General features: G+C 62.9%; 24 protein-coding genes and 1 riboswitch. Of the genes, 14 read left to right on the top strand and 10 right to left on the bottom strand.

Going from position 1 to position 24,930, the window contains the following annotated elements:
• Positions 1-53: 53 nt before the first annotated feature.
• Positions 54-194, bottom strand: a riboswitch (SAM riboswitch).
• Between the two features lie 305 nt (positions 195-499).
• The 7 genes from ABWI03_RS14685 (at position 500) to yhjD (ending at position 7,160) form a co-directional block, all read left to right on the top strand.
• Positions 500-1,723 carry an NADP-dependent isocitrate dehydrogenase gene (locus ABWI03_RS14685; RefSeq protein ID WP_003940772.1) on the top strand — a complete coding sequence of 408 codons (1,224 nt, stop codon included), beginning with the start codon at positions 500-502 and terminating at the stop codon, positions 1,721-1,723.
• 130 nt (positions 1,724-1,853) lie between these two features.
• Positions 1,854-3,062 carry an MFS transporter gene (locus tag ABWI03_RS14680; protein ID WP_387412481.1) on the top strand — a complete coding sequence of 403 codons (1,209 nt, stop codon included), beginning with the start codon at positions 1,854-1,856 and terminating at the stop codon, positions 3,060-3,062.
• Positions 3,063-3,098: 36 nt separating this feature from the next.
• On the top strand, positions 3,099-3,944 hold the full coding sequence (locus ABWI03_RS14675; RefSeq protein WP_124566589.1) for an exodeoxyribonuclease III: 846 nt from the start codon (positions 3,099-3,101) through the stop codon (positions 3,942-3,944).
• A 26-nt stretch (positions 3,945-3,970) separates the two neighbouring features.
• Positions 3,971-4,519: a guanyl-specific ribonuclease gene (locus tag ABWI03_RS14670; protein ID WP_353798743.1), complete on the top strand. Its 549-nt coding sequence runs from the start codon at positions 3,971-3,973 to the stop codon at positions 4,517-4,519.
• Positions 4,519-5,013, top strand: a complete 495-nt coding sequence (locus ABWI03_RS14665) for a barstar family protein (protein ID WP_124566483.1) — start codon at positions 4,519-4,521, stop codon at positions 5,011-5,013. The genes ABWI03_RS14670 and ABWI03_RS14665 overlap by 1 nt, the downstream gene beginning before the upstream one ends.
• A gap of 26 nt (positions 5,014-5,039) precedes the next feature.
• Positions 5,040-6,074, top strand: coding sequence for a tryptophan--tRNA ligase (gene trpS, locus ABWI03_RS14660; protein ID WP_003941025.1), 1,035 nt, complete (start codon positions 5,040-5,042; stop codon positions 6,072-6,074).
• Between the two features lie 51 nt (positions 6,075-6,125).
• Positions 6,126-7,160 carry an inner membrane protein YhjD gene (gene yhjD, locus ABWI03_RS14655; protein WP_166810992.1) on the top strand — a complete coding sequence of 345 codons (1,035 nt, stop codon included), beginning with the start codon at positions 6,126-6,128 and terminating at the stop codon, positions 7,158-7,160.
• Here yhjD and ABWI03_RS14650 read toward each other — a convergent pair.
• The gene (locus ABWI03_RS14650) at positions 7,157-8,467 is read right to left on the bottom strand and encodes a D-alanyl-D-alanine carboxypeptidase family protein (protein ID WP_298778423.1); all 1,311 of its coding nucleotides are present in this window, start codon (positions 8,465-8,467) and stop codon (positions 7,157-7,159) included. The two genes, yhjD and ABWI03_RS14650, sit on opposite strands and share 4 nt — an antisense overlap.
• 103 nt (positions 8,468-8,570) lie before the next feature.
• Here ABWI03_RS14650 and ABWI03_RS14645 point away from each other — a divergent pair, with 103 nt between their 5' ends.
• Both ABWI03_RS14645 and ABWI03_RS14640 read left to right on the top strand, forming a co-directional pair.
• Positions 8,571-8,969, top strand: coding sequence for an Rv0361 family membrane protein (locus ABWI03_RS14645; RefSeq protein WP_298778420.1), 399 nt, complete (start codon positions 8,571-8,573; stop codon positions 8,967-8,969).
• Positions 8,970-9,088: 119 nt separating this feature from the next.
• Positions 9,089-9,661, top strand: a complete 573-nt coding sequence (locus ABWI03_RS14640; RefSeq protein WP_095968996.1) for a dihydrofolate reductase family protein — start codon at positions 9,089-9,091, stop codon at positions 9,659-9,661.
• A gap of 62 nt (positions 9,662-9,723) precedes the next feature.
• On the opposite strand, the gene ABWI03_RS14635 is transcribed toward ABWI03_RS14640, so the two are convergent.
• Genes ABWI03_RS14635 through iolC form a run of 8 tightly spaced genes read right to left on the bottom strand, consistent with a single transcriptional unit; the run spans position 9,724 to position 18,911 of the window.
• On the bottom strand, positions 9,724-11,229 hold the full coding sequence (locus ABWI03_RS14635; RefSeq protein ID WP_298778416.1) for a CoA-acylating methylmalonate-semialdehyde dehydrogenase: 1,506 nt from the start codon (positions 11,227-11,229) through the stop codon (positions 9,724-9,726).
• 24 nt (positions 11,230-11,253) lie between these two features.
• Positions 11,254-12,138 carry a sugar phosphate isomerase/epimerase family protein gene (locus tag ABWI03_RS14630; protein WP_095968998.1) on the bottom strand — a complete coding sequence of 295 codons (885 nt, stop codon included), beginning with the start codon at positions 12,136-12,138 and terminating at the stop codon, positions 11,254-11,256.
• Positions 12,135-13,181 carry a Gfo/Idh/MocA family protein gene (locus ABWI03_RS14625; protein WP_298778409.1) on the bottom strand — a complete coding sequence of 349 codons (1,047 nt, stop codon included), beginning with the start codon at positions 13,179-13,181 and terminating at the stop codon, positions 12,135-12,137. The genes ABWI03_RS14630 and ABWI03_RS14625 overlap by 4 nt, the downstream gene beginning before the upstream one ends.
• Before the next feature lie 26 nt (positions 13,182-13,207).
• The gene (locus ABWI03_RS14620; protein WP_298778406.1) at positions 13,208-14,113 is read right to left on the bottom strand and encodes a sugar phosphate isomerase/epimerase family protein; all 906 of its coding nucleotides are present in this window, start codon (positions 14,111-14,113) and stop codon (positions 13,208-13,210) included.
• Positions 14,114-14,150: 37 nt separating this feature from the next.
• Positions 14,151-16,106 (bottom strand): 3D-(3,5/4)-trihydroxycyclohexane-1,2-dione acylhydrolase (decyclizing), encoded by a 1,956-nt coding sequence (gene iolD / locus ABWI03_RS14615; RefSeq protein WP_298778402.1) that lies wholly within the window; start codon positions 16,104-16,106, stop codon positions 14,151-14,153.
• Positions 16,107-16,120: 14 nt separating this feature from the next.
• On the bottom strand, positions 16,121-16,993 hold the full coding sequence (gene iolB / locus ABWI03_RS14610) for a 5-deoxy-glucuronate isomerase (RefSeq protein WP_298778399.1): 873 nt from the start codon (positions 16,991-16,993) through the stop codon (positions 16,121-16,123).
• A 21-nt stretch (positions 16,994-17,014) separates the two neighbouring features.
• Positions 17,015-17,914: a Cgl0159 family (beta/alpha)8-fold protein gene (locus ABWI03_RS14605; RefSeq protein WP_020969139.1), complete on the bottom strand. Its 900-nt coding sequence runs from the start codon at positions 17,912-17,914 to the stop codon at positions 17,015-17,017.
• Positions 17,907-18,911, bottom strand: coding sequence for a 5-dehydro-2-deoxygluconokinase (iolC, locus tag ABWI03_RS14600; protein WP_172436487.1), 1,005 nt, complete (start codon positions 18,909-18,911; stop codon positions 17,907-17,909). The genes ABWI03_RS14605 and iolC overlap by 8 nt, the downstream gene beginning before the upstream one ends.
• A gap of 199 nt (positions 18,912-19,110) precedes the next feature.
• Between iolC and ABWI03_RS14595 the strand changes: the two genes are divergently transcribed.
• The 5 genes from ABWI03_RS14595 (at position 19,111) to ABWI03_RS14575 (ending at position 24,561) form a co-directional block, all read left to right on the top strand.
• Entirely contained in the window at positions 19,111-19,848 is a 738-nt protein-coding gene (locus tag ABWI03_RS14595; protein WP_003941006.1) for a GntR family transcriptional regulator, read from the top strand.
• 106 nt (positions 19,849-19,954) lie between these two features.
• Positions 19,955-21,103, top strand: a complete 1,149-nt coding sequence (locus ABWI03_RS14590; RefSeq protein WP_298778391.1) for a Gfo/Idh/MocA family protein — start codon at positions 19,955-19,957, stop codon at positions 21,101-21,103.
• Between the two features lie 30 nt (positions 21,104-21,133).
• Positions 21,134-22,519, top strand: a complete 1,386-nt coding sequence (locus ABWI03_RS14585) for an MFS transporter (RefSeq protein ID WP_298778388.1) — start codon at positions 21,134-21,136, stop codon at positions 22,517-22,519.
• A 120-nt stretch (positions 22,520-22,639) separates the two neighbouring features.
• The gene (iri, locus tag ABWI03_RS14580) at positions 22,640-24,130 is read left to right on the top strand and encodes a rifampin monooxygenase Iri (RefSeq protein WP_298778385.1); all 1,491 of its coding nucleotides are present in this window, start codon (positions 22,640-22,642) and stop codon (positions 24,128-24,130) included.
• A gap of 5 nt (positions 24,131-24,135) precedes the next feature.
• A complete protein-coding gene (locus ABWI03_RS14575; RefSeq protein ID WP_298778382.1) occupies positions 24,136-24,561 on the top strand; it encodes a hypothetical protein in 426 nt (141 codons plus the stop codon).
• A 39-nt stretch (positions 24,562-24,600) separates the two neighbouring features.
• On the opposite strand, the gene ABWI03_RS14570 is transcribed toward ABWI03_RS14575, so the two are convergent.
• Positions 24,601-24,918: a hypothetical protein gene (locus ABWI03_RS14570; RefSeq protein ID WP_298778379.1), complete on the bottom strand. Its 318-nt coding sequence runs from the start codon at positions 24,916-24,918 to the stop codon at positions 24,601-24,603.
• Positions 24,919-24,930 lie beyond the last annotated feature (12 nt).

Here is a 24,930-nt window from a genome sequence, read left to right as displayed (position 1 = left end):
CATACTGAGTTACCTCCGTGGGGCTCGGCCCGGTCTGGGGTCCGTCCCTGTCGGACCCGCGCTTGTCACCCGAATTGCGGTGGAACTGCGTGAGCAGATCCACGTCGGGAAACCTGGTCATCACCCGGGGCACCCCACCGCGGTTGGAGGGTTGCCGTCCAGCGAGCCGGGGCTTGACGCTGGCACTCATGACCAAGTCGGATTCTACCGGGAAGTGAGCGCAGTCCTGACACGGGGCGAAATGTGAGCCGCGACCGCACGCGAGACAGAGCGACGCAGCCCACTAGCAGGCAAAAGTTACTCGCGAGTAGAGACCGGTGGGTGGACCTGCCGGTTGCAGCCTCACGGGTTAGCAGTACGCTTGTCTTGTTTGGGACTCATCTCCCGAGATCAGTCCACACCGTCTAGGTTTGATAATCGAACCGTTCGCGGACCCACTCACAAAGTGTGACCGCAACCGTGTAACCAGGGAAACTTCCTAGGAGGACGCGAAGCACCCATGTCCAAAATCAAGGTTGAGGGCACCGTCGTCGAACTCGACGGCGATGAGATGACGCGCATTATCTGGCAGTTCATCAAAGACAAGTTGATCCATCCGTATCTCGATGTGAACCTCGAGTACTACGACCTCGGTATCGAGTACCGCGACGAGACCGACGACCAGGTCACCATCGACGCAGCGCACGCGATCCAGAAGCACGGCGTCGGCGTCAAATGCGCCACGATCACGCCGGACGAGGCACGTGTCGAGGAATTCGGTCTCAAGAAGATGTGGCGTTCCCCGAACGGAACGATCCGCAACATTCTCGGCGGCACGATCTTCCGCGCACCGATCATCATCTCCAACGTTCCGCGACTCGTTCCGGGCTGGACCAAGCCGATCATCATCGGCCGTCACGCATTCGGCGACCAGTACCGCGCCACAGACTTCAAGGTCCCCGGCCCCGGCAAGGTGATGATCACCTACACGCCTGAGGACGGCAGCGCACCGATCGAGCACGAACTGGTCAACTTCCCCGAAGAGGGCGGCGTCGTCCAGGGGCAGTACAACTTCACCACGTCCATCCGTGACTTCGCTCGCGCGTCGCTCACCTACGGACTGCAGCAGAACTACCCGGTGTACCTGTCCACCAAGAACACCATTCTCAAGGCGTACGACGGTGCCTTCAAGGACATCTTCCAGCACGTCTACGAGACCGAGTTCAAGGCTGAGTTCGATGCCGCAGGTCTGACCTACGAGCACCGCCTCATCGACGACATGGTCGCTTCCGCACTCAAGTGGGAGGGCGGCTACGTCTGGGCATGCAAGAACTACGACGGCGACGTCCAGTCCGACACCGTGGCCCAGGGCTTCGGCTCGCTCGGCCTCATGACGTCGGTTCTGCTGACACCGGACGGAAAGACCTGTGAGGCAGAGGCTGCTCACGGCACCGTGACGCGTCACTACCGTCAGCACCAGCAGGGCAAGCCCACCTCGACCAACCCGATCGCGTCCATCTTCGCGTGGACCCGCGGGCTCGAGCATCGTGGCAAGCTCGACAGCACCCCTGAGGTCATCGGCTTCGCGCAGGCGCTCGAAGACGTTGTCATCAAGACCGTCGAAAGCGGCCAGATGACCAAGGACCTCTCGATGCTGGTCGGCGGCGATCAGGGCTACCTGACCACCGAGGAGTTCCTCGGCGCACTCGACGTGAACCTGCAGAAGGCCATGGCCGCGAAGTAGATTCACCGCTTCACCTTTCAGATGGGACGTCCGGGAAACCGGGCGTCCCATTTGTGTTCGTGGTCTCACGTGAGTGAACTCACCCGCTCTCACTTGGAAGTTCAACCAGATGTGAGACCACAATTGATCAGTGACTTCGTCTACCCTCTCCCGTTCTGACACCTCGACTCCCGGGGTTCGTTCCACCAGAGGTCCGGCGATGCTCGCTCTCGCCCTCGGCGGTTTCGGTATCGGCACCACCGAGTTCGTCGCCATGGGATTGCTCCCGGAAATGGCATCCGGGCTCGGCGTCTCGGAACCCGTCGCGGGCCACGTGATCTCCGCATACGCGCTCGGCGTTGTCGTCGGCGCTCCGCTGATCGCCGCACTCACCGCACGAGTACCGCGCCGCACGCTGTTGATCGCACTCATGGTCGCTTTCACCGTCGGCAATGCCGCTTCGGTTTTCGCGCCCTCCTACACGACGCTGATGATGGCTCGCTTCGTCGCCGGATTGCCGCACGGCGCCTACTTCGGAGTCGCCGCACTGGTCGCAGCTCACCTGGCCGAACCGGGAAAACGCGCGAAGGCCGTGGCCATGGTGATGATGGGCCTTTCCGTGGCCAACGTGATCGGGGTGCCGGTCGCGGCCTGGATCGGCCAGGCACTCGGCTGGCGCAGCGCCTTCGCCTTGGTCGCCGTAATCGGGGTGGCAACGGTTGCTTCGCTGTTCGTCTGGATACCGCGTTTGGACGGTATGCCGGTGACGAATCCGATCACCGAACTCGGAGCGCTCGGCCGCGTTCAGGTGTGGATGACCTTGATCGTGGGCATGGTCGGATTCGGCGGCATGTTTGCCGTTTACACCTACATCAGTACGACTCTCACCGACGTGTCCGGGCTCGGCGCTTCGTTCATTCCCCTCGCACTCATGCTGTACGGACTGGGCATGGTGGCCGGCAACTTCGTCGGCGGATACCTCGCGGATCGCGCACTGATGAAGGGTTTGTTCCTGTCGATGGGATCCCTCGTGGTGATTCTCGCGGTCTTCGTGATCGCCGTGCGCAATCCGTACACGGCGCTTGTCTTCGTCTTCCTCATCGGGCTCGCCGGGTCCTCGATGGTTCCCGGCCTCCAGACACGGTTGATGGATGTCGCCGAGGACGCTCAGACCTTGGCTGCCTCTCTCAATCACGCCGCGCTGAACATCGCCAATGCCTTCGGAGCGTGGATCGGCGGCGTCGTCATCGCGGCTGGTTACGGGTACACCGCGCCGGCGGCAGTTGGGTCGTTGCTGGCCGTCGCAGGTCTCGTCGTGCTGGCGGTTGCGGTGATTCTGCAGCGTAGGGCCGTGCGCTGACCTGGGAGCCCATCCGCGTCGGTGGAATCGGCTACGGTGCTTGCCGTGCCACAAACTGCTGACTCCCACATTCTTGCGCCCCACACCATCACGTCCGTGAACGTCAACGGCGTTCGAGCAGCGGCCCGCAAGGGCATGCTCGACTGGCTGGAGAAGACGTCGGCGGATTTCATCTGCCTTCAGGAAACGCGTGCGTCGGACGATCAGCTTCGCGAGACTCTCGAACCAGCGCTCGGCAACGGATGGTTCCTGGTCTCCGCCGAGCCGTCTGCGAAGGGACGAAACGGAGTCGCGGTGCTCTCACGTACCGAGCCTGACGCGGTGCGGATCGGCCACGGGGACGACGAGTTTCTCGACGCCGGCCGATACATCGAAGCCGACTTCGCGGATCTGACCGTCGCGAGCCTGTACCTGCCGTCCGGTGAGGCGCTCACGCCGAAGCAGGAGGAGAAGGAGCGGTTCATGGCGTCCTTCGCAGTTCACCTCGCTACCACCGCTGCGGCGGCCGAGGCTGCCGATCGTCACGTGGTGGTCAGTGGCGATTGGAACATCGCGCACACCGAACTCGACCTCAAGAACTGGAAGACCAACAAGAAGTCTTCGGGATTCCTTCCCGAGGAGCGCGCCTGGATGGATCTGCTGTTCGCCGAAGATTCCGCGTGGGTCGATGTCTTCCGCACCCTCCATCCGGGTGTCGACGGTCCGTACTCGTGGTGGTCGTACCGCGGCAAGGCCTTCGACAACGATTCGGGTTGGCGTATCGACTACCAGGTTGCCACCCGCGGATACGCCGAGCGGGCCAAGGTCGCGGTCGTCGAACGCGCTGAGTCCTACGACCTCCGATGGTCGGATCACGCACCTGTCACCGTCTCGTACCGGTAGGGACGCGCATGCCTGAAGGTCTGAAAATGCCGAGCGCAAAGACGCGCAACGCCATCATCACGGTTGTCGTGGCGGTGGTGGCACTCGTGCTGGCGGTCACCCTGTCTTCGCGGGACTCCGACAGTTCGGCATCTTCGGCGTCATCGTCGTCGGTTACGAAGTCCGCGAGTGTCCAGCCTTCGAGTGCTCGAGCCAAACCGGGTGCAACTACCAAGGCTGCGCCGTCGAGTTCCGAGCCGTCGAGTTCCGAGCCGTCGAGTTCCGCTGCCAAGTCAACGCAGCAGGCAAGCAGCGATGCGCCGGCGCGGGTTCTCGCCACGCTGGTGGAGATCGACGCCGGGCGGTGGCCGGATTCCGCCAATGCGCCGGGCACGAAGGGCGGCATCACCTTCCGCAACAGCGAAGGGCGTCTACCCGCGGTCGGTGCTGGTGGCGGACGTGTCGTCTACCAGGAATGGGACGTCAACGCGAAGAAGAACGGCCAAGGTCGCGATGCCGAGCGGATCGTCACCGGCAACGACGGTTCGGCGTGGTACACCCTCGATCACTACGACACGTTTGTGAGGATTCGCTGATGTCCGACTCGTCCACGGTCAGCGTGGTGCAGTGGCTGGATCCGTCTTCGGATGTGGCTTCGGTGGCGCTGCAGGGCGACCCGGCCGTTGCGGATGATCTTGCACGGGAACTCCGTGGCGAGAATTTTGTCGTTCGGGTGGTTCGCGGAGAGAACATGCGAACAACGGCGCAGCTCTTCGACGAGTTCGCGGCGGCCTTCCAGTTTCCGTCCCACTTCGGGCGCAACAAAGACGCTTTCGACGATGTCATGCGCGATCTCGACGACGTACTCGGACTCGGCGCCGGATATGTAGTTGTGGTCCGCGGTGCGGGTTCTCTACTGTCCGAGCAACAGGATCAGTTGGAGTGGTTCCGCGAAACGATGGACTTCTACGCCGAAGAATGGGAACCCGTCGTTTTCCGGACCGTCTACCAATTCGGCGCGGACGACCTCACTGCCCGCGGTGACGACCTCGTCGAACTCACCTACCCGGGCACCACGCCACTGCACTGATTTCCACTCGTGAAAAGATCGGAACCATGTCGACCCCTGCAGAACAGAAGCCCACCGCAAAGCCTCGCGTGCTTTCCGGCATCCAGCCGACGTCGGATTCTTTCCACCTCGGCAACTACCTGGGCGCGCTGCAGCAGTGGGTTCCGTTGCAGGACGATTTCGACGCTTTCTACTTCATTCCGGATCTTCACGCCATCACGGTGACGCAGGACCCGAAGGAACTGCGTCGTCGCACCAAGGTGGCGGTCGCTCAGTTGCTTGCAGTGGGTATCGATCCCGATCGGGCGACGCTGTTCGTGCAGAGTCAGGTTCCCGAGCATGCGCAGTTGGCGTGGGTCCTGAACTGCATCACCGGTTTCGGTGAAGCCAGCCGTATGACGCAGTTCAAGGACAAGTCCGCCAAACAAGGCAGCGACAACGCCAGTGTCGGTTTGTTCACGTATCCGGTTCTGATGGCCGCGGACATTCTTCTGTACCGCCCGCAGCGAGTTCCGGTCGGTGAGGATCAGCGTCAGCACCTCGAACTCGCACGCGATCTGGCCGGCCGGTTCAATACCCGCTACGGCAAGGCGTTCGTTGTTCCCGAACCGCAGATCATCAAGGGCACGGCAAAGATCTACGACCTGCAGGATCCGACCGCGAAGATGAGCAAGTCCGCTGCCAGTGCAGCCGGACTGATCAATCTGCTCGACGATCCCAAGGTGTCGGCGAAGAAGATCAAGTCGGCGGTCACCGACAACGAGCGCGAGATTCGCTTCGATCCGCAGGCCAAACCGGGCGTGAGCAACCTGCTCACCATTCAGTCGGCTCTCTCGGGAGTACCGATCGAGACTCTGGTGGCCGGCTACGAGGGCAAGGGGTACGGCGACCTCAAGACCGATACCGCTGATGTGCTGACCGAGTTCGTCACCCCGCTCAAGGCGAAGGTCGACGGTTACCTTGCCGACGAGGCGGAGCTGGATCGCATCATCGCGGCCGGAGCGCACCGCGCCCGTGAGGTGTCTTCACGCACTCTCGCTGCTGTCTATGACAAGGTCGGATTCCTGGCACCGAAGGGCTGACCGACGCGAATTCGGACTCACGACGCCTGACCGAACATGAGGGGGACGGCAATGGCTGACACGGACGACGACGCACCGAGCTTTCTCGAGAAGCAACGGGCAGCGCGACCATGGCTCGATCATCTGGTTCGCGCGGCTGGACGGTTCCAAGAGCAAAAAGGCGATTACTACGCTGCAGGAATCACGTACTTCAGTGTTCTCGCACTGATTCCGATCATGATGGTCGCGTTTGCCGTGGCCGGCTTCGTATTGGCCGGGCATCCCGAGTACTTGGAGTCGATTCAGGAGCAGATCACCAAGAGCATTCCGGGCAGCTTGGGTGACACCATCAACACGCTGATCGATTCGGCCATCGACTCGCGCGCGAGCGTCGGAATCTTCGGTCTCCTGGGTGCCGCGTACGCGGGTCTCGGTTGGATGGCCAATGTTCGTGACGCACTGACGGCGATGTGGGAGAGCAAGCGCGAGCCGAAGGGTTTCCTGCGTACCAAGCTCGGTGACGCTGGTGCCCTGATCGGTCTGGCTCTCGCCATGGTCGTCTCGCTGGGCATGTCGGCCTTGAGTAGCGGGCCGGTTGCGACTCAGATCCTCAAATGGCTCAACCTCGAGAACATCACCGGTGTCGGAGTCGGGCTCAGAGTCGTTTCACTGGTGCTCTCACTCCTGGCGACGTGGGCGGTGTTCCTGTGGGTGATTGCCCGGCTACCGCGCGAGCCTGTCACGCTGCGTAGCGCCGCGCAGGCAGCGCTTATCGCCGCGGTCGTGTTCGAGATCTTCAAGCAGGTAGGTGCGATCTACCTCGCGGCCGTCACCAGCGGCCCGGCGGGCGTGGCATTCGGCCCGATCATCGGTTTGCTCGTGTTCGTCTTCACGGCGTCGAGGATGCTGCTGTTCTGCACGGCGTGGGCGGCGACGACCAAGGAAAGCATGGCTCTGGCGTTCGTTCCACCGCCGGACCCAGCCGTGATCTCGCCCCGAATCGTTGTCAGTGACGGGGCTTCACCATCGCGCGTGGCTGCGTTGATCGCCACGGGTGCGGTTGCAGGTCTGGGACTTTCGGGCTTCATGCGTCGTCGGCCGCGCTAGCGCCTTCGACGGTTGAGAGCAACTGCTCCCGCCACCAACGCGATCACCACTACTGCGCCGACAGCACCGACGAGGATGCGGTCAGTGGTGTCCGACTCGGCGTCGGTAGCGGTGGGTGCTGCCGAGATCGATCCTGGTGCGGCGGCAGACGGTGTGCGAGTGACGTCGGGCGTGGCGTCGTCGGTGGATCGGTCCGTCAACGAGCCGACGGTTGTGCTCGCGGGGAGCGCATAGCCGTAATCGAGAAGACGGGCAGCCTGTTCCCACGGACGGATCGGCTTGGCTTCGCCGCCCATCAATGTCACCAGTAGTTTCCGGCCGTTGCGCTCCGCAGCACCCACGTACGTGTGGCGGGCGTCGTCGGTGAAGCCGGTCTTGCCGCCCAAAGCGCCGTCGTAGTTGTAGAGCAACTGGTTGTCGTTCGCCAGTGTGAATCCAGGGCGGTCCTGATCGTCAGGAATCGTCGGATCCTTGGGGAAGCCGGGAAACTCGACGGTTTCGGTATGGATCAGACCGGCAAACGTCGGATTCTGCAGGGCGGTATGGAAGATCACGGCCAGGTCGTACGGCGAGCTGCTCATGCCCGGGCCGTCGAGTCCGGATGGAGTTGCCGTGCGGGTGTCGAGGGCGCCGAGGTCGGCGGCGAGGGCGTTCATCTTCGACACGGCCGCAGCGTCGCCGCCGAGTTGGCGGGCAAGAGCATGTGCGGCATCGTTTCCCGACGCCATGACCAGACCCTGCATCAGTTGCCGGTTGGTGTACTTGCCGCCCTTGCCGATGCCGACAGCGCTACCTTCAGCGTCCGCGTCTTCGGCGGTTGCAGTGATTTCGGTGTCGAGATCGAGTTCGTCGAGTGCGACGAGAGCCAACAGCATCTTGATGGTGCTGGCCGGTCGGTAGCGACCGTGCGGATCTTTGGCGGCGAGGACTTCACCGGTCTCGGCGTCCGCGAGTACCCATCCGGATGCCGCGATATCGGCCGGGAGCGGGGGAGCGCCGTCTGGAAGTACGACGCCGCACTCGCCGAGTTTGTCTCCACCGACGGGGCTTTCCGGAATCGGGACAGCGGTGGGTGCCGTGGATCCGGGCGCGGGTGCTTCGGAGAGATCGATCGCCGGCGCCGGGAGACTGGTGAACGGGCAGCTGTCGGTGTTGGGTGTGGTGAACGGAGCCTCGGTGGTGGTGGGCGGCGGCGGGGCCGGTTGGGCGCCGGCGATTCCCGAGGTCCCTACGACACCGGTGAACACAATGCTTCCTGAGAGCACTGTTCCGGCAACTGCCACTGCACACTTTCGACGCCACATCATCGATATACGAGGGTATGCGAACCGGAGGGAACGTCCGAATCGCCACGCTAGCGCGGAGATCGAAAACAGACGATTCGGTTTGTAGATCGGGCATAGTGGACGGATGAACCTCGCAGGTATACGCGGACGCCGGACGCTCGCGGCAATGACGCTTCTTGGAGCGTTGGTAGCTGCGGTGGGGTGCTCCGGCGAGTCGGAGCCGTCGGCCGAGAGTCAAATTTCGGCAGTCGTCGGTAAGAGTTTCGAATTCATGGCGGCAAGGGACTGGGAGGCAGTGGACAGCACTCAGTGCAGTTCGATGCGCAGCGAGAGTCCGCGGGGCGACGAGTCGCCATTCGACGACACACTTGCCAGTCTGAGGCTGGACGGTGTGGAGAACATCGTGGTGAACGGGGATTCGGCGACGGCCGACACTCGCCATTACAGCACCGAGGATCCGTCCCGGATGATGCGCGAGGACATCACGTTGATCAAAGAGAACGGCGCCTGGGTTGTGTGCTGACTCTTCGGGTGCTGACGCTGCCGATTGCCGTCGATGAGTTCCCCGACCAACCAGAGTCTGTAACAGTGGGGTAGTCGACTACTCGCACGGTGCAGGAACACTGACGACAGGGGATCGGTATGGGCAAGATCGTGGTGACGGAATTCGTGTCTTTGGACATGGTCATGGAAGCGCCCGGTGGTGAACCGGGCTATGCGCATTCTGGATGGGTCTTTCCGTACCAGGAGGGCGATCAGATGAAGTTCAAACTCGACGAAACCCTCGCCGCGGACGTGCTTCTACTCGGTCGGCGGACCTACGAGAGCTTTGCCGGTGCCTGGCCTGACCGCGAGGACGACCAAGGCTTCGCGGACAAGATGAACGAGATGCCCAAGTACGTCGTCACGAGTTCGACGGAGCCACTCGAGTGGAACAACTCGACGGCGCTCGACGGTCCCATCGAGGAATCTGTCCCGAAGCTCAAGGAGCAGATCGACGGCGAGATTCTGGTGGCGGGAAGTCGGACGCTCGTCCACGCGTTGTTGCTGGCCGGTCTGGTCGACGAGTTGCGACTGATGGTCTTTCCGGTCATTCTCGGGTCCGGCGGGAGAGTGTTCCCCGAATCGGCCGACAAGATCGTCCTCGAGTTGAAGGACGATCGTCGGTACGAATCCGGAGTTCAGGTACTGACGTACCACCCCACGGTCGCGTAGACCTCTCGAAAACATCTGTGGCCGAGACTCTTCGAGAGTCTCGGCCACAGATGTCTTGCCGGTTAGCTGTTCTCGGGGAAGCCGAGGTTGATACCGCCGTGGCTGGGGTCGAGCCAGCGACTGGTGACGGCTTTACCTCGCGTGAAGAAATGAACACCTTCGGTCCCGTGAGCGTGGGTGTCACCGAAGAGGCTGTTCTTCCAGCCGCCGAAGCTGTAGTAGGCCATGGGAACCGGGATGGGGACATTGATGCCGATCATGCCGACCTCCACCTCGTTCTGGAAGCGTCTGGCAGCGCCGCCGTCGTTGGTGAAGATGGCGGTGCCGTTGCCGTACGGGTTGTCGTTGATCAGTTCGAGGGCTTGGTCGTAGGTATCGACGCGCACGACGGAGAGGACAGGTCCGAAGATTTCGTCGGTGTAGATCGACATGTCGGTAGTGACATTGTCGATGAGGGTGGGCCCCAGCCAGAAGCCGTCCGGTCCACCATCGGCCTGGACTGTGCGTCCGTCGACCACGATGGTGGCGCCGTCCTTCTCGCCGGCATCGACGTAGGAGGCGACCTTGTCGCGGTGGGCCTTGGTGACGAGCGGACCCATGTCGGAGTTCTTGGTGCCGTCACCGGTGACGAGGGGAGTGGTGCGCTCGACGATCTTGGCGACCAGTTCGTCGGCGATGTCGCCGACTGCGACCAGGGCGGAGATCGCCATGCACCGTTCGCCCGCGGAGCCGAATCCGGCGTTGACCATTGCGTCGGCGGCAAGGTCGAGGTCGGCGTCCGGCAGAACGATGGCGTGATTCTTGGCGCCGCCGAGTGCTTGCACTCGTTTGCCGTTGGCGGTGCCGGTGGCATAGACGTACTGGGCGATGGGGGTGGATCCGACAAACGAAATCGCTTTGACTGCTTTGTTTTCCAGGAGTTCGTCGACGGCGAGCTTGTCACCTTGGAGGACGTTGAAGACGCCGGGAGGCAGACCGGCTTCGGCCCAGAGTTCGGCGAGCCAGATCGCCGCGGTGGGGTCCTTCTCCGAGGGCTTGAGAACCACGGTGTTCCCGGCGGCGATGGCGACCGGGAAGAACCACATGGGGACCATCGCGGGAAAGTTGAAGGGGGAGATGATGCCGACGGGGCCGAGGGGTTGGCGGATGGAGTAGACGTCGACCTTGGTCGATGCATTCTCGGTGTATCCGCCCTTGAGGAGATGCGGTATTCCGCAGGCGAATTCGACCACCTCCTGCCCGCGGCTGATTTCGCCGAGAGCGTCGGAGAGGACCTTGCCGTGCTCGGCTGTGATGATCGCGGCGAGTTCGCCTTTGCGAGCGTTGAGAAGTTCGCGGAAGTTGAACAGTATCTGTGTGCGCCGGGCCAGGGAGGTATCACGCCAGGCGGGGAAGGCCGCCGCAGCAGCGTCGATGACAGCGCGGGCGTCCTCGAGGTTCGCCAGGGCGAGTCGGCCGGTGATCTGTCCGGTGGCGGGGTTGGTGACGGGGGCGGTGTTCTCGGATGTTCCGGCGAACGACTTGCCGTCCAGCCAGTGTGCGATGACACGAGTATCAGTGCTGGTCATGGTATTTCCTAGTGGTCTGGTGGCTCAGGAGTTCGGGGAGGTGTACTTGGCGACGTAGTCGTTCATCGTCTCGCGCTGGTACCGGGAAACCTCGTGCGCGTTTTCGTTCTCGGCGAAGACGCTCGACACCATCACGGTGTTGTCGCGATCGTAGAAGCCGAGTTTGCCGAGACCGCCGAAGAATTCGTCCCAGTTGACGTCTCCGTCACCGATTTTGAGATGCTGATGCACTCGAACGGCATTGCCTGGCGGATTGGTGATGTAGCGCAGTCCGTGGGAACGGTGATGATCCATGGTGTCCGCCACGTGAACGAGTCGGACCATGTCGCCGGCGGCCTCCATGATGGCGGGAAGGTCCCCACCCATGTGGAATTGGTGGCACGCCACGATCACCATGCCGAGGTTCTTGGAGTTCACACCACGGATCGTGCGGATCGCGGCTAGTCCGTCTTCGACGAAATCGTCCGGGTGGGGGTCGATCAGGACGTCGATCCCCTCGCGTTCGATGATCGGAAGCAGTTCCTCCATCGAACGATAGAACGCACGCTCGGACTCTTCGGCTTTCTCGGGACGGCCGGAGAATTCGGTGTTCATGACGTTGACGCCGAGGTCGACCGTGATCTGGATGGCCCGCTTCCAGTAACGCACTGCTGCTTCGCGAGCGTCCTCGTCCGGGCCGGACCACCGAAGGACCGGGAGCACCGACGCGATGCCGACTCCCGCACTCGCGCAAGCCTTCCGGAACTCGGCGACGAGCGCGTCGTCGGCCTTCGGGTGATGGAAGAACGGGATCATGTCGACGTGCGGTGTGAGTTGCAGGTACTCGTACCCGAGATCGGCAACAACTCGGGGAAGCTCCAGCAGTGAGTAATCGTGATGGAAAGGTGTGGGATCGAGTGCGACCTTCATCGCTGAGTTCCGGCCACAGAGTCGCGCGCAACCATGTCCACGGCGACGCACTGACCCGTCTCCAGAGACTTCACACCAGCGGCGCAGACAGCGGCTGCGGCGTACCCGTCCCAGGCGCCAGGTCCGTCGATGTAGTTGCCGGTGCCGGCGCCCGTCTTCACTGCCTTGATCCACCGGGCGAACTCGGTGTCGTATGCCTGCCCGAAGCGTTCGCGGAATCCTGGGGTGATCTGCCCACCCCAGTTTCCGGGCTTGGTCTTTCGGATCAGTCCCACGTCGAGTCCGATCATCGCGCTTCCGAGTTCGCCGACAACTTCGGTGCGCACCTCGTAGGCAACTCCGGTGGTGACAAACACCTCGGCGTCGACGTGTCTACCGGACTCGGTCTCGAATATCGCGATCTGTGGGTCTTGAATGCCCTCGGGAGCAAGCGAATTCGCAGACGGCCGAATTATCTGCACCGAGGTGATCTCTTCGTCGAGCAGGAATCGCGTCACGTCGACCTCGTGGACGAGTGAGTCCTTGACGATCATCGCGCTGTCGAAGCCGTTCGGAACTGCAGGATTGCGGTGCGCGCAGTGCACAACGAGAGGGCGACCGAGATCGCCGCTGTCGATCAAATCCTTGAGCTGGGTGTATTCGTGATCGAATCGGCGCATGAAACCGACCTGGATCAGTTTCTTTCCCAGCGCTGCTTCGGCTTTGACGATCGCCAGCGAACTGTCCGCGTCGGTGGTCAGCGGCTTCTCGCAGAGCACCGGCTTGCCTGCTTCGAGACAGGCGAGTACCTGCTTCTCATGAGTGGGACCCGGGGTTGCGAGAACAACGGCGTCGACGTCCTCGGCTGCGATGGCATCGAACGGATCGACGACGACGCGTGACCCCGGCGTCAGGGCTGCGATTTCCTCGGCGCGTGCCAGCGAGTAGTCGTTGACGACGGTGACTCGGGCACCTCCGATCTTGTTGGTGATGCGGTCGACGTGATCGGCCCCCATGATGCCGACGCCGAGCACTGCGATCCGAAGATCCTGGTTGTCAGACATGCGGTGGTACTCCTCGATTGTGTTGCTCAGCTGAAACGGACGGCGGGGACGCCACAGGTGGACAGGTACTTCTGAGTGCGCTGTGCGATGGGCAGCGGTGTGTCGGGATGGCAGGGATACATGTCCTGCTCGACGATCGCGAACACGTCGATGCCGAGCTTCTCGATGGCCTCCAGAAGCGGCGGCATGTCCGGTATTCCGCGCGGTGGTTCGATCATCGCGCCGAGTTTGACGGCTTCGCCGAACGGCAGGTCCTCCGCGTCCACCTTGGCGACAATCGCCGGATCCACCTGCTTGAGGTGCAGGTACCCGATGCGCTCCGGATGCTTGTTGATGATGGCGAGGTTGTCGCCGCCGCAGTAGCTGATGTGGCCGGTATCGAGGCACAGGTTCACGAAACGCTCGTCGGTACCTTCGAGGAACTTGTAGACGCTGTCCTCGATGTCGACATGGCTGTCGGCATGAGGGTGGTACTGCGCCATGACGCCGTACTCCTCGAGCATTGCCTTGCCGAGAGCATTCATGCCGTCGGTCTTCTTGCGCCACTGCTCGGGAGTCAGATTTCGATCTTCGAGTACCGCTCCGGTGGAAGGATCGCGCCACATCTCGGGGATGACCACTACGTGCTTGCCGCCGACGGTTGCGGTCAATTTGGCGACGTCCTTGATCTGATTCCAGACGGCATCCCAGGAATCGTCCTGGTGCAGGTGTTCGAAGACGGTACCGGCCGAGAGCTTGAGGCCGCGTGCTCCGAGTTCGTCAGTCAGCTTGGCTGGATCGGTCGGAAGGTATCCGAACGGACCGAGTTCGATCCATTCGTATCCCGACGCGGACACCTCGTCGAGGAATCGCGTGTACGGGGTCTGCTGAGGGTCGTCCGGAAACCACACACCCCAGGAGTCGGGGGCTGATCCGACGCGAATCGCGCTCATGTCTAGATTCCTTTCGCGGGCAAAGTCTGGGGTGTGGTCAGTCGGATGGACGTAGATACGGTCGCTGAATCTTCTTCCAGGACTCGTAGGTTGTCCGGGCATTCTTGGTCGATTCCAGTTCGGAGGTGGCCGATACCGGTACATCCCACCAGGATTCGCTGTCGGGGGCGCCGATCAGCGGATCGGTTTCGACGTGGATGACAGTGCTGGTTTCACTGGCTTTCGCGACCTTGATCGCATCGGCGAACTCGGCAGCGGTGTTGGCGCGGATGACGTCGACGCCGAGGCTGGCGGCGTTCGCGGCCAGATCGACCGGGAGCACCCCTCCGTCGAGTCGTCCGTCATTCGAGCGGTAGCGATACTGCGTGCCGAAGCGCTGGGAACCGAGCGACTCGGACAGTGAACCGATGGAGGCGAATCCGTGGTTCTGCACCAGGACGACGATGACCTTGAGGCGTTCCTGCACGGCGGTGACCAATTCGGTGGCCATCATCAGATAGGAACCGTCGCCGACCATCACGAATACGTCGCGATCGGGGCACGCCATCCGGACGCCCAGACCACCGGCAACTTCGTATCCCATGCAGGAGTAGCCGTATTCGACGTGATACCCCTTGGCGTCACGGGTTCGCCACAGCTTGTGGAGGTCACCCGGCATGGACCCGGCAGCGCACACCACGACGTCCCGTGCATCGGACAACGTGTTGACCAGGCCGATGACCTGATTCTGATTCAGTGAGCCGTCGGCAGCGGGTTCGGCTGGGTTGTAGACGGATTCGACGATCGCATCCCAATCGCGGGCGAGGTAGCCGATCCTGGCCGCGTACTCGTCCTCCACCCGGTAGTCGTTCAGTGCAAGTGCGAGCGCGTCGAGTGCCTCACGTGCGTCGGCGACAACACTGACTCCGCCCTGCTTCACGGAGTCCAGTGAAGCGACGTTGATGTTGACGAAGCGAACGTCGGGATTGGTGAATGCGGTGCGGGACGCGCTCGTGAAATCGCTGTACCGCGTGCCGATTCCGATGACGACGTCCGCCTCGGTGGCCAACGCGTTTGCAGCCGTGGTGCCGGTGGACCCTACCGCCCCGACGGATTGTGGATGGTCGTAGACCAACGAACCCTTGCCGGCCTGGCTCTGCCCAACGGGGATTCCGGTCTGCGCGCAGAACGCTGCCAGTGAGGCCGTGGCCTGGCTGTAGATCACGCCGCCGCCGGCGACGATCAGCGGCTTGCGAGCCGAACGGATGATCGCGGCGGCGCGTTCGATCACCGATCGCTCGGGGAGCGGGCGGGCCACGTGCCAGACTCGTTCGGCGAAGAACGACTCGGGCCAGTCGAAAGCCTCGGCCTGTACGTCCTGCGGGATGGCGATGGTGACTGCGCCGGTTTCGACGGGGTCGGTGAGAACGCGCATGCCGGCCAGTAGAGCGCTCGGCAACTGTTCCGGGCGCCATACTCGATCGAAGTATCGTGAGACCGGTTTGAAAGCGTCGTTGACTGTGACGTCACCGCTCGACGGGAGTTCGAGTTCCTGCAAGACCGGGGCACTGGCTCGGGTCGCGAAAGTGTCTGCGGGCAGAAGTAATACAGGGAGACGATTGATGGTGGCCAGGGCAGCGCCGGTGATCATGTTGGTGGCGCCCGGGCCGACGCTGGACGAGACCGCCCACGTCTGCAGGCGGTCCTTCATGCGGGCGTGGGCGACCGCCGAGTGCACCATCGCCTGTTCGTTGCGGCCGAGCACGTAGGGGAGCGTCGGCTCACGGCCGGCGTCGAGATCTTGGATCTCGGCCTGCAGAAGTGCCTGCCCCAACCCGGCGACGTTGCCGTGCCCGAAGATCCCGAAGCATCCGGCAAACAGTTTGGTGCGCTGGCCGTCGCGTTCGGTGTACTGGTTGGCAAGGAAGCGTACGACAGCTTGAGAAACGGTGAGGTGTACGGTCGGCTCGTCGCGAGGTAGACGATTGCCGGTTGCGTTGTCGGTGGGTGCCACAGCTTTCACTTCCGTCAGTTGTGGGACTGCAACGGCAGTCGAGGGTCGATGTCCTGGTGATCCCAGCTTCCACGCAGCCAGGTGTGTTGCGGATCGTCACAGATGTTCCACGCCCGGATCTCGCCCGAACCTGCCATGACGTTGAGGTAGTACATGTGGTGGCCCGGCGCTGCGATGGACGGGCCGTGATAGCCGTGCGGTACGAGGACGACGTCGCCGGAGCGAACTTCCTCGAGCACCTCGATTGGTCGCTCGGCGGTTCCGTACACGCGGTGGTAGCCGAACCCCTCGGTGCCGGTGGGGCTTCGGTCGATCTCGAAGTAGTAGATCTCTTCCAGAGCCGATTCGACGTCGCTGTTCTCGTCGTGCTTGTGGCTGGGATAGGACGACCAGTTCCCGCCGGGGGTGATGACCTCACACGCGATGATGGAGTCTGCCTCGAAAGTGTCTGCGGTGGCGAAGTTGTGAACCTGTCGGCTGCAGTTTCCGGCGCCGCGAAGTTCGACCGCGACTCCGGACGCGGGACCGTATCGATGGGGAAGCCTGGCGCCGGCGCGCGCTCCGCACAGGGCGAAGCGGCCTCCGCCCGTGCTGCTGACCGAGTAGTCGGCGTCGCGTCCTATGTACGCGAAATCGCTCGGACCGTCGAAAACCGATGCGCGGCCGGTCAGGGGAATCTCCGTCCCCTCGGCAACAACCGCGGCTGAACCCGCCAGTGGAACGACGATTATCTCGTTCTCACCGGACTGCAGGTGGACGTCAGCGCCAGGGGCGAGTTCGAGTGTCCACAAGCTGGATTCGGTCCACCCGGCGGACTCCGGTGTGACCACTGTCGTGAAATCACCGTCGGCGGAAGAGCTGGCGGGGACGTAGTACTTGCTGAACATCTTGCTCCTGCCAGGTCGGTTCTAGTGGACGAGCTTGACGGCGGTGTCGACGGCAGCCGTCACGTCGCCGTCGGGTGGGTAGAGCAGCGCGCGCCCGACTATCAATCCGCGCACGGACGGCAGCTGAAGGGCAGCGTCCCACTTCGCATACGTCTCTTCCGGCGCGATCTGCGGATCGCCGCCCAAGAGGAGCGTCGGCAGGGTGGTCGCATCCATGACCCGTTCCATCTCGTCGACTACCGGCAGTTTCATCCACGTGTACGCCGAGGTGGAGCCGAGACCTTGGGAGATGTGGATTGATTTGATGACGGCGTCGGGGCTGAGATCGTTGACGACCTTGCCGTTGACGCGGCTGGAGAGGAACGGCTCGAGCATCGCGATCAGTCCGGCTGCGGCCAGTTCGTCCACGGCTTCGGCACATGCCGTCATCGTGGGCAGGGTGCCTGCGTCGTCGAGGGCGATGCGCAGCAGCATCTTTCCGCCGTTCATGCCGAACTTTGCGGTGCCGGCCGCGGTGTATCCGGTCATGCGGTCGTCGAGTTCGAAGCTCGCGCCCGCCAGGCCGCCGCGATTCATCGACGAGAAGACGACCTTGTCCTCGAGGGCGCCGAGGAGGAGCAGATCGTCGAGAATGTCCGCGGTACCGAGAACGCCGTCGACTCCGGGATTGTCGAGAGCAGTGCGCAAGCGGTCCAGCAGATCGGTACGACTGTTCATCGCTGTCGGCTTGCCGCCGACAGACAGTGCCCCACGCGCCGGATGATCGGCAGCGACGATCATGAGCCGGCCGTTGCCTCGAACAGTGGCGCGAGGAGTTCTTGCAGCCCAGGCCTTTTCGATGATCTGCGGATCGCTCGCACGCAGTTCCGTCACGTCGGCGTAGGTGGTGGCGAGGGGGCGGGCGGCGAGCTTGTCAGACATTGACTGCCTCCGTGGCTGTGGCTTCGGCGAGGTCGTGGACTTCTTCGGCGGTCGGCATCGCCGTGGAGCATTCGAGCCGAGATGCGACTATCGCACCGGCCGCGTTGGCGTAGCGCAGTATCTTCTCCAGCGGCCACCCGGCCAACAGTCCGTGGCAGAGTGATCCGCCGAAGCTGTCGCCCGCGCCCAACCCGTTGACCACGTCGACGGCGTTGGGCGGCACAGTGATCGACTGCTTTCGCGTTTTGCCGAGTACGCCCTTCGGGCCCTGCTTCACGATGGCGAGTTCGACTCCGAGGTCGAGAAGCGCATCGGCGGCCTTGTTGGGGTTGGTCTCACCGACCGCGATCTCGCACTCTTCACGGTTTCCCACGGCTACCGTCACGTGTGCGAGGGCTCGCTGCACCTGAGCGGTCGCTTCCTGGGGCGTCGACCAGAACATCGGGCGGTAGTCGAGATCGAGAACCGTCAGCGGGCGGCGTTCACGGGCTTCCCAGGCGGCGAAGTGTGCGCTGCGACTCGGTTCTTCGGACAGCCCAGTCACCGTCGACCAGTAGAGCGATGCTGTTCGAACGGCGTCGAGGTCGATGTCTTGCGGGGTGATCCGAAGATCGGGCGCATGCGGCTTGCGGTAGAAGTACAGCGGGAAGTCGTCAGGGGGGAAGATCTCGCAGAACGTCACGGGTGTCGGGTACTCGGAATTGGTGACGACAAACCTGTTGTCGACACCCAGACGTGCCAACTCGCGTGTGACGAACTTTCCGAAGGGATCGTTTCCTACCCCGGAGATCAACGCTGCTCGTCGTCCGAGGCGGGCGGCCGCTACCGACACATTGGCGGCGCTGCCGCCGAGGAATTTGCCGAACGTCTCGACGTCTTCGAGCCCGACACCGGTCTGAAGTGGGTAGATGTCCACCCCCGATCGGCCGATGGCAAGCACGTCGAATGGTGCGTCAGGGATGTGTGACCCGCTCTGGTGAGTGTTGATGCTTGTCAAGACTGACTCCCGAGAGTTCGTGGTGGGCTGCCCACGCAGGGCACCGATGTATGACTGAAACTGTGCGCCGCGACACAGCGATTGTCAATAGTTTGTCTGGACATTATGACTTGCGGTCAAGTGAATGTTAGTGTTCGCATACACTGCCGAGAGAAGTAGCGTCTATACGGCGCCTTCCCAAGACAGATCGGAGTTGACCGTGGTCGCAGCACTCGCCGTCGAGTTGGACCGCTCGAGCCCGGTGCCACTGTATTTTCAGCTGGCCCAGGCAATCGAGGGAGCTATTCTCGGTGGCGAACTTGCCCCAGGTGATCGCTTCGAGAACGAACTGGCGTTGGCCAAACGGCTCAATCTCTCGCGTCCGACCACGCGACGCGCGATCCAGGAACTGGTGGACAAGGGCCTACTAGTTCGTAAGCGGGGAGTCGGAACTCAGGTGGTGCAGAGTCCGGTGCACCGCCCGGTCGAGCTCACCAGCCTGTTCGACGACCTCGCGAGGGCAGGCCAGGCGCCGACGACCAAGCTGCTCGAGTTCACGGTGGGAGTTCCCGCCGAGGACGTTGCCGCGGAACTCAACCTCGAACCCGACGCCGAAGTGGCCACCATCAGGCGTCTGCGCAGCACCAACGGCGAACCGCTTGCCGTGATGACCAACTACATTCCGGTGGACATCGCACCCGATCCCGAGGAGTTGGAGACGCAGGGGCTGTACCAAACCTTGCGAACTCGCGGCGTTCACATCCGTGTGGCGCGGCAGCGAATCGGCGCTCGGGCGGCGACTCGCGAAGAAGCAGGATTGCTCGACGAGAAAGTGGGTGCTGCCCTCTTGACCATGAGCCGCACTGCATTTGACGATTCAGGTAGCGCCGTCGAGTACGGCAGCCACTGCTACCGAGCGTCGCGTTACTACTTCGACACCACCGTGGTCGACCGCTAGATCTCGATCCCGGTGACACGAGTACCCGCCTGACCGAGTCAGTGGGGGTGATTTGTGGTCCCGACATTTCTGCGATCCTTCGATCATTTGACCCGAACGGAGCCTCATGACAGGCATTTCAGTAGCAGTTGCCGGATTCGGATGGATGGGCCGCGTCCACACGCAGGCGTATCTGCGTCTGCGGCAACACTATCCCCAGCTTCCCGTGATCCGCCTGGCCGCCGTCGCCGACGAGGTGCCTGGCAGAGGGGAGGAAGCAGCGGACCAATTCGGTTTCGAAGCTTTCACCCAGGATTGGCGCGATATCGCAGCCGATCCGGCCATCGACGCGGTGAGCATCACGGCCCCGAACTTCTTGCACCGTGAAATCGGCGTCGCAATGGCAGAAGTCGGCAAACACATCTGGATCGAGAAGCCCGTCGGCTTGTCCACGGAAGACGCCAAAGCTGTTGCCGTAGCAGTCTCGAAGGCCGGTGTGCAGTCGACCGTCGGCTTCAACTACCGAAACGCGCCGGCTGTGGCCCTGGCAAAGAGCCTGATCGACTCAGGGGAGTTGGGCACGATCACGCACTCGCGTTTTCGTTTCCTCAGCGACTATGCGGCCCACCCTGAAGGTGCTTTGAGTTGGCGATACGAGCGTGAGCGCGGCGGCGCCGGCGTCCTGGGCGACTTGGCCTCGCACGGCATCGATCTGATTCGTCATCTTCTCGGTGACGTCGACGCTCTCGTTGCGGATACTGCGATCTTCATCCCGGAGCGTGCGCGTCCGTCCGCCGCAACCAGTGGACATGCCCGCGCCAGTGGCGGAGAGATGGGGGCTGTCGAGAACGAGGACTTCGTCAGCGCACTGCTGCGCCTCGGTTCGGGTGGCCGCTGCACCCTCGAAGCGTGCCGCGTCGCCGTGGGAGAGCAGAACAATTACGGATTCGAGATTCACGGCACGAAAGGTGCCGTGTACTGGGACTACCGCCGGATGGGTGAACTGGGCACCAGCCTCGGCTCGAAGTACCAGGACCAATCCGTCACGACGGTTCTGGTCGGCCCCGAGTCGGGTGAGTTCGGCCGCTTCCAGCCTGGCGCGGCCAACGCGATGGGCTACGACGACCTGAAAGTGATCGAGGCTCGCAATTTCATCGCCTCGATCGTGGACGGAGCGCCGCAGGGCGCGACCATCGCTGATGCAGTCGCGTCCGCACAGGCTCTGGACGCGATGGTCACCTCGGTGACCTCCGGCAGCTGGATTTCTCTCGGCTGATCGACAGCTCCTCCGAAAGGCTCTGGTGCAGTGACATTTCCCCGCGGACTGGCGCTGCTCGTGGCAGCAGCGCTGTTCATGGAGATGCTGGACGCGACGATTCTCGCAACGGCACTGCCGTCGATCGCCCAATCTTTCGGAGTTGACGCCGTCGACGTCAATGTCGCCGTTTCTTCGTACCTCCTGGTGTTGGCCGTCCTGATCCCGGCGAGCGGATGGATGGCCGACAGATTCGGAACGCGACGTGTCTTCATCTCTGCCATAGCCGTTTTCACGGTGGCGTCGGTGGGATGTGCACTGAGCACGTCCCTGCCGATGCTGGTGGGAATGCGCGCACTTCAAGGGGTAGGCGGCGCCATGATGGTGCCGGTAGGGCGGCTCGCGGTATTGCGAGTGACATCGAAGGCGGAACTCGTACGGGCTATCGCATACCTGACGTGGCCGGCGCTCACAGCGCCGGTCCTCGCGCCCGCTGTGGGCGGAGCCGTCGTGTCGATCGCGTCGTGGCGTTGGATCTTCCTGATCAACGTCCCGATCGGGATCGTCGGGTTTCTCCTTGCATTGCGCATGGTGCCCGATCTTCGGAAAGTGCAGAAACGAAGCCTCGACTGGCTGGGCCTGGTGGTGATCGGAGCAGGCGTCGCCGTGCTCGTTGTGGCACTCGACAGCGTGCACAGTTCCGGGACCGATTGGATTCGAGTGGGCCTCGGGATCGTTGTGTCTCTGATCTTGTTGACCTTGGCCGTCATTCACCTCCTCCGGTCGGATCACCCGCTCATTGCGCTCGGGGTCCTCCGGCTCCGATCGTTTCGGATCGTCGCGTCGAGCGGCTCGCTGTACCGGCTCGTGATCACGGGTGTGCCGTTTGTGCTGCCACTGTTGTTCCAAGTGGGATTCGGAATGTCGGCGTTCAAGGCCGGTCTGTTGGTGATGGCCCTGTTTGCGGGCAATATCGCGATCAAACCGCTCACCACGCCGCTCATGCGCAGGTTCGGGATCAGACGAGTTCTGGTGGGAAACGGAGTTCTGTCGGTGGTGTGCTTCGGTGCGCTGGCTCTGATTTCTTCGACGACACCGGACGTCGTCATAGCCGTCGCACTGTTTGTCAGTGGCGCGCTGCGATCCATCGGGTTCACCGCGTACAACAGCGCGGCGTTCGCCGAAGTCGACTCGGGGGAACTGACCGATGCCAACACCCTGCATGCAACTCTGCAAGAGTTGGCGTCCGGTCTGGGTATTGCGCTGTCCGCGTTGGTGATCACGCTCTGCACACCGTTGTCGGAGTCGGGCGATGTCGGCGACGGAGCGCCGTTTTCGCTGACTCTGGGTGTCCTCGGAATCTTGCTGGTGCCGACGGTGGTCGAAAGTTGGCGGCTCCCACGCGATACAGGTGCTGTGGTGTTGGCGTGCCGATGAGAAGTGCTTCCTGCCACCTTCATCATAACGCGGGACCCGGGGCTTGCGGCAAGGCCCGGGTGATGGTGCACACTCGTCTGCTGCGAGCAAGCAAATGCCTTGCCCGAAGGAGGGGATCGCATGAGTGACGTCATCATTGTCGGTGCTGGACCAACTGGATTGATGTTGGCAGGTGAGCTCCGGCTACAGGGCGTCGATGTCGTCGTCGTGGACAAGGACGAGGAGCCGACTCAGTTCGTCCGTGCCCTCGGTATCCATGTGCGCAGCATCGAAATCATGGAGCAGCGCGGGTTGCTGGACACGTTCCTCGCGCACGGCCGCAAGTACCCGCTCGGTGGATTCTTCGCGGGGATCAGCAAACCAGCACCCGCTCACCTCGATACTGCTCACGGATACGTACTGGGGATACCTCAGCCAGAGATCGACAGGATTCTTGCCGAACACGCCACCGACGTCGGCGCGGACATTCAGCGAGGGAAGCGTCTCGTCGCAATCCGTCAAGACGCCGACAAGGCCACAGCGGAATTGTCGGACGGCACAACACTTCACGCGCGTTACCTCGTGGGCTGCGACGGCGGCCGCAGCACTGTTCGGAAGCTGATCGACGTCGGGTTTCCCGGCGAGCCGTCGAGCGCCGACACCCTGATCGGCGAAATGGACGTGACCATGCCGGCTGACGAACTGGCAGCAGTTGTCGCCGAAATTCGCGAAACGCACAAACGCTTCGGAGTCGGTCCCGCCGGCAACGGCGCTTTTCGCGTCGTGGTACCCGCGGCCGAAGTTGCCGACGGTCGCGCGGTTCCCACCACCCTCGACGACATCAAGCAACAGCTACTGGCCATCGCGGGCACCGACTTCGGTGTGCACTCGCCGCGGTGGCTCTCGCGCTTCGGTGACGCCACCCGTCTGGCTGAGCACTACCGGCGTGACCGGATCTTTCTCGCCGGCGATGCCGCCCACATCCACCCGCCGATGGGCGGTCAAGGCCTCAATCTCGGTGTCCAGGATGCCTTCAACCTCGGCTGGAAGCTCGCGGCCGAGATCAACGGCTGGGCACCGGATGGTCTGCTCGACACGTACGAATCGGAACGGCGTCCGGTCGCTGCCGACGTACTGGACAACACGCGTGCGCAGGCCGAGTTGATCTCCACCGCGGCCGGTCCGCAAGCGGTCCGTCGCTTGGTCTCCGAGTTGATGGAATTCGAAGACGTCAAGCGCTATCTGACCGAGAAGATCACTGCGATCTCGATTCGCTACGACTTCGGCGCAGGCGACGACCTACTCGGTCGGAGGCTGAGGGACATCGCCCTGACGCGCGGCAACCTGTACGACCTGATGCGCTCCGGCCGTGGACTTCTGCTCGACCAGGGCGGCAAACTGTCGGTCGATGGTTGGAATGACCGCGTCGATCACGTCATCGACACCAGCGCTGAACTGGACGCTCCGGCCGTCCTGCTTCGACCGGACGGTCATGTGGTGTGGCTGGGGGATACGCAGGCGGAGTTGGACACTCAGCTGTCCACGTGGTTCGGTCGGCCGGCGAGGGACCGCGCGCGACCCTTCGATTTCGACAACCGAGACCCCGAGACGTCTCGGACGCACTACCGTTGACGACTATGAGGCGAAGGTCAGCACAGGTTGCGGCTGCGGCGGCGGGCTCTGTGGGAGCGCTGATGCTGACAAGCTGCGCAACCAATGTCGATGTGCCGAAAACCTTTGCCGCCACGATAACGGTGACCGGTCAGGCAGAGCAGGCCGAGACGGGCTCCGGAGCGTGCGTGATCGACATGATCCGTGTTGCTCCGAACGACCAAATCGACATTTTCGGGGGCAGCGGCGCGGGATCCACAAGGTCGACGCTCGAGGTCGAGGCAATCGATCAGCTTCCCGACGGAACGAGCACGTGCTCCTACACCGCACACTTTGATGCCGTCCCCGCAAACCAGAGAAACTACGAGGTGAGCTTGGGCCACTTCTCTCCGGAGTCCTTCAGCTCAGATGAGTTGGAGAACGGTGTCACCTATCAACTGCGCGGGTCCTGACCGAACCAGTTCTCCCTCGCGTTGTATCCGGTCCAACTGTCACTCGGCTCGCTTGGCGGTCCCGTCGCCCCCACGCTGTCGAGCCCTACCTGGGTTGATGTGGAGCCGAACACCCTCGTAGGCGACTGTGTACGGCACATCGTCGTCGTTGTCCGGGTCGCCGGAGTCCGCAGGATCCGGTAGTTCCGCGATCTGTTCGACGACCGTCTGTGCTCGCGCAGCACCGGGATCGAACATCTCCTGAAACGGCCCCACGAACGAGCCCCCGAGTCCGCGGCGCTTCGCCCGGACAGCCGCCCACCCGAACACCGCCAACGGGCCGACCATGGCGAACAGCACTAACAAGTCCCACCCCATGCTCCGAGCGTA

Source organism: Rhodococcus baikonurensis, assembly GCF_040489275.1.
GTDB lineage: Bacteria > Actinomycetota > Actinomycetes > Mycobacteriales > Mycobacteriaceae > Rhodococcus_F > Rhodococcus_F baikonurensis.
The sequence above is the reverse complement of the archived record's forward strand: the minus strand, read 5'-3'. Positions and strand labels throughout refer to the sequence as shown.

Bases quoted from the DNA above. Each gene is read 5' to 3' on its own strand.
- ABWI03_RS14570 (WP_298778379.1), bottom strand. From the start codon at position 24,918: ATGGGGTGGGACTTGTTAGTGCTGTTCGCCATGGTCGGCCCGTTGGCG.
- ABWI03_RS14645 (WP_298778420.1), top strand. From the start codon at position 8,571: ATGAACCTCGCAGGTATACGCGGACGCCGGACGCTCGCGGCAATGACG.
- ABWI03_RS14605 (WP_020969139.1), bottom strand. From the start codon at position 17,914: ATGTCTGACAAGCTCGCCGCCCGCCCCCTCGCCACCACCTACGCCGAC.
- ABWI03_RS14635 (WP_298778416.1), bottom strand. From the start codon at position 11,229: ATGACCAGCACTGATACTCGTGTCATCGCACACTGGCTGGACGGCAAG.
- ABWI03_RS14685 (WP_003940772.1), top strand. From the start codon at position 500: ATGTCCAAAATCAAGGTTGAGGGCACCGTCGTCGAACTCGACGGCGAT.
- ABWI03_RS14625 (WP_298778409.1), bottom strand. From the start codon at position 13,181: ATGTCTGACAACCAGGATCTTCGGATCGCAGTGCTCGGCGTCGGCATC.
- yhjD (WP_166810992.1), top strand. From the start codon at position 6,126: ATGGCTGACACGGACGACGACGCACCGAGCTTTCTCGAGAAGCAACGG.
- iolB (WP_298778399.1), bottom strand. From the start codon at position 16,993: ATGTTCAGCAAGTACTACGTCCCCGCCAGCTCTTCCGCCGACGGTGAT.
- trpS (WP_003941025.1), top strand. From the start codon at position 5,040: ATGTCGACCCCTGCAGAACAGAAGCCCACCGCAAAGCCTCGCGTGCTT.
- ABWI03_RS14575 (WP_298778382.1), top strand. From the start codon at position 24,136: ATGAGGCGAAGGTCAGCACAGGTTGCGGCTGCGGCGGCGGGCTCTGTG.
- ABWI03_RS14590 (WP_298778391.1), top strand. From the start codon at position 19,955: ATGACAGGCATTTCAGTAGCAGTTGCCGGATTCGGATGGATGGGCCGC.
- ABWI03_RS14620 (WP_298778406.1), bottom strand. From the start codon at position 14,113: ATGAGCGCGATTCGCGTCGGATCAGCCCCCGACTCCTGGGGTGTGTGG.
- ABWI03_RS14650 (WP_298778423.1), bottom strand. From the start codon at position 8,467: ATGATGTGGCGTCGAAAGTGTGCAGTGGCAGTTGCCGGAACAGTGCTC.
- ABWI03_RS14630 (WP_095968998.1), bottom strand. From the start codon at position 12,138: ATGAAGGTCGCACTCGATCCCACACCTTTCCATCACGATTACTCACTG.
- ABWI03_RS14670 (WP_353798743.1), top strand. From the start codon at position 3,971: ATGCCGAGCGCAAAGACGCGCAACGCCATCATCACGGTTGTCGTGGCG.
- ABWI03_RS14665 (WP_124566483.1), top strand. From the start codon at position 4,519: ATGTCCGACTCGTCCACGGTCAGCGTGGTGCAGTGGCTGGATCCGTCT.
- iri (WP_298778385.1), top strand. From the start codon at position 22,640: ATGAGTGACGTCATCATTGTCGGTGCTGGACCAACTGGATTGATGTTG.
- ABWI03_RS14640 (WP_095968996.1), top strand. From the start codon at position 9,089: ATGGGCAAGATCGTGGTGACGGAATTCGTGTCTTTGGACATGGTCATG.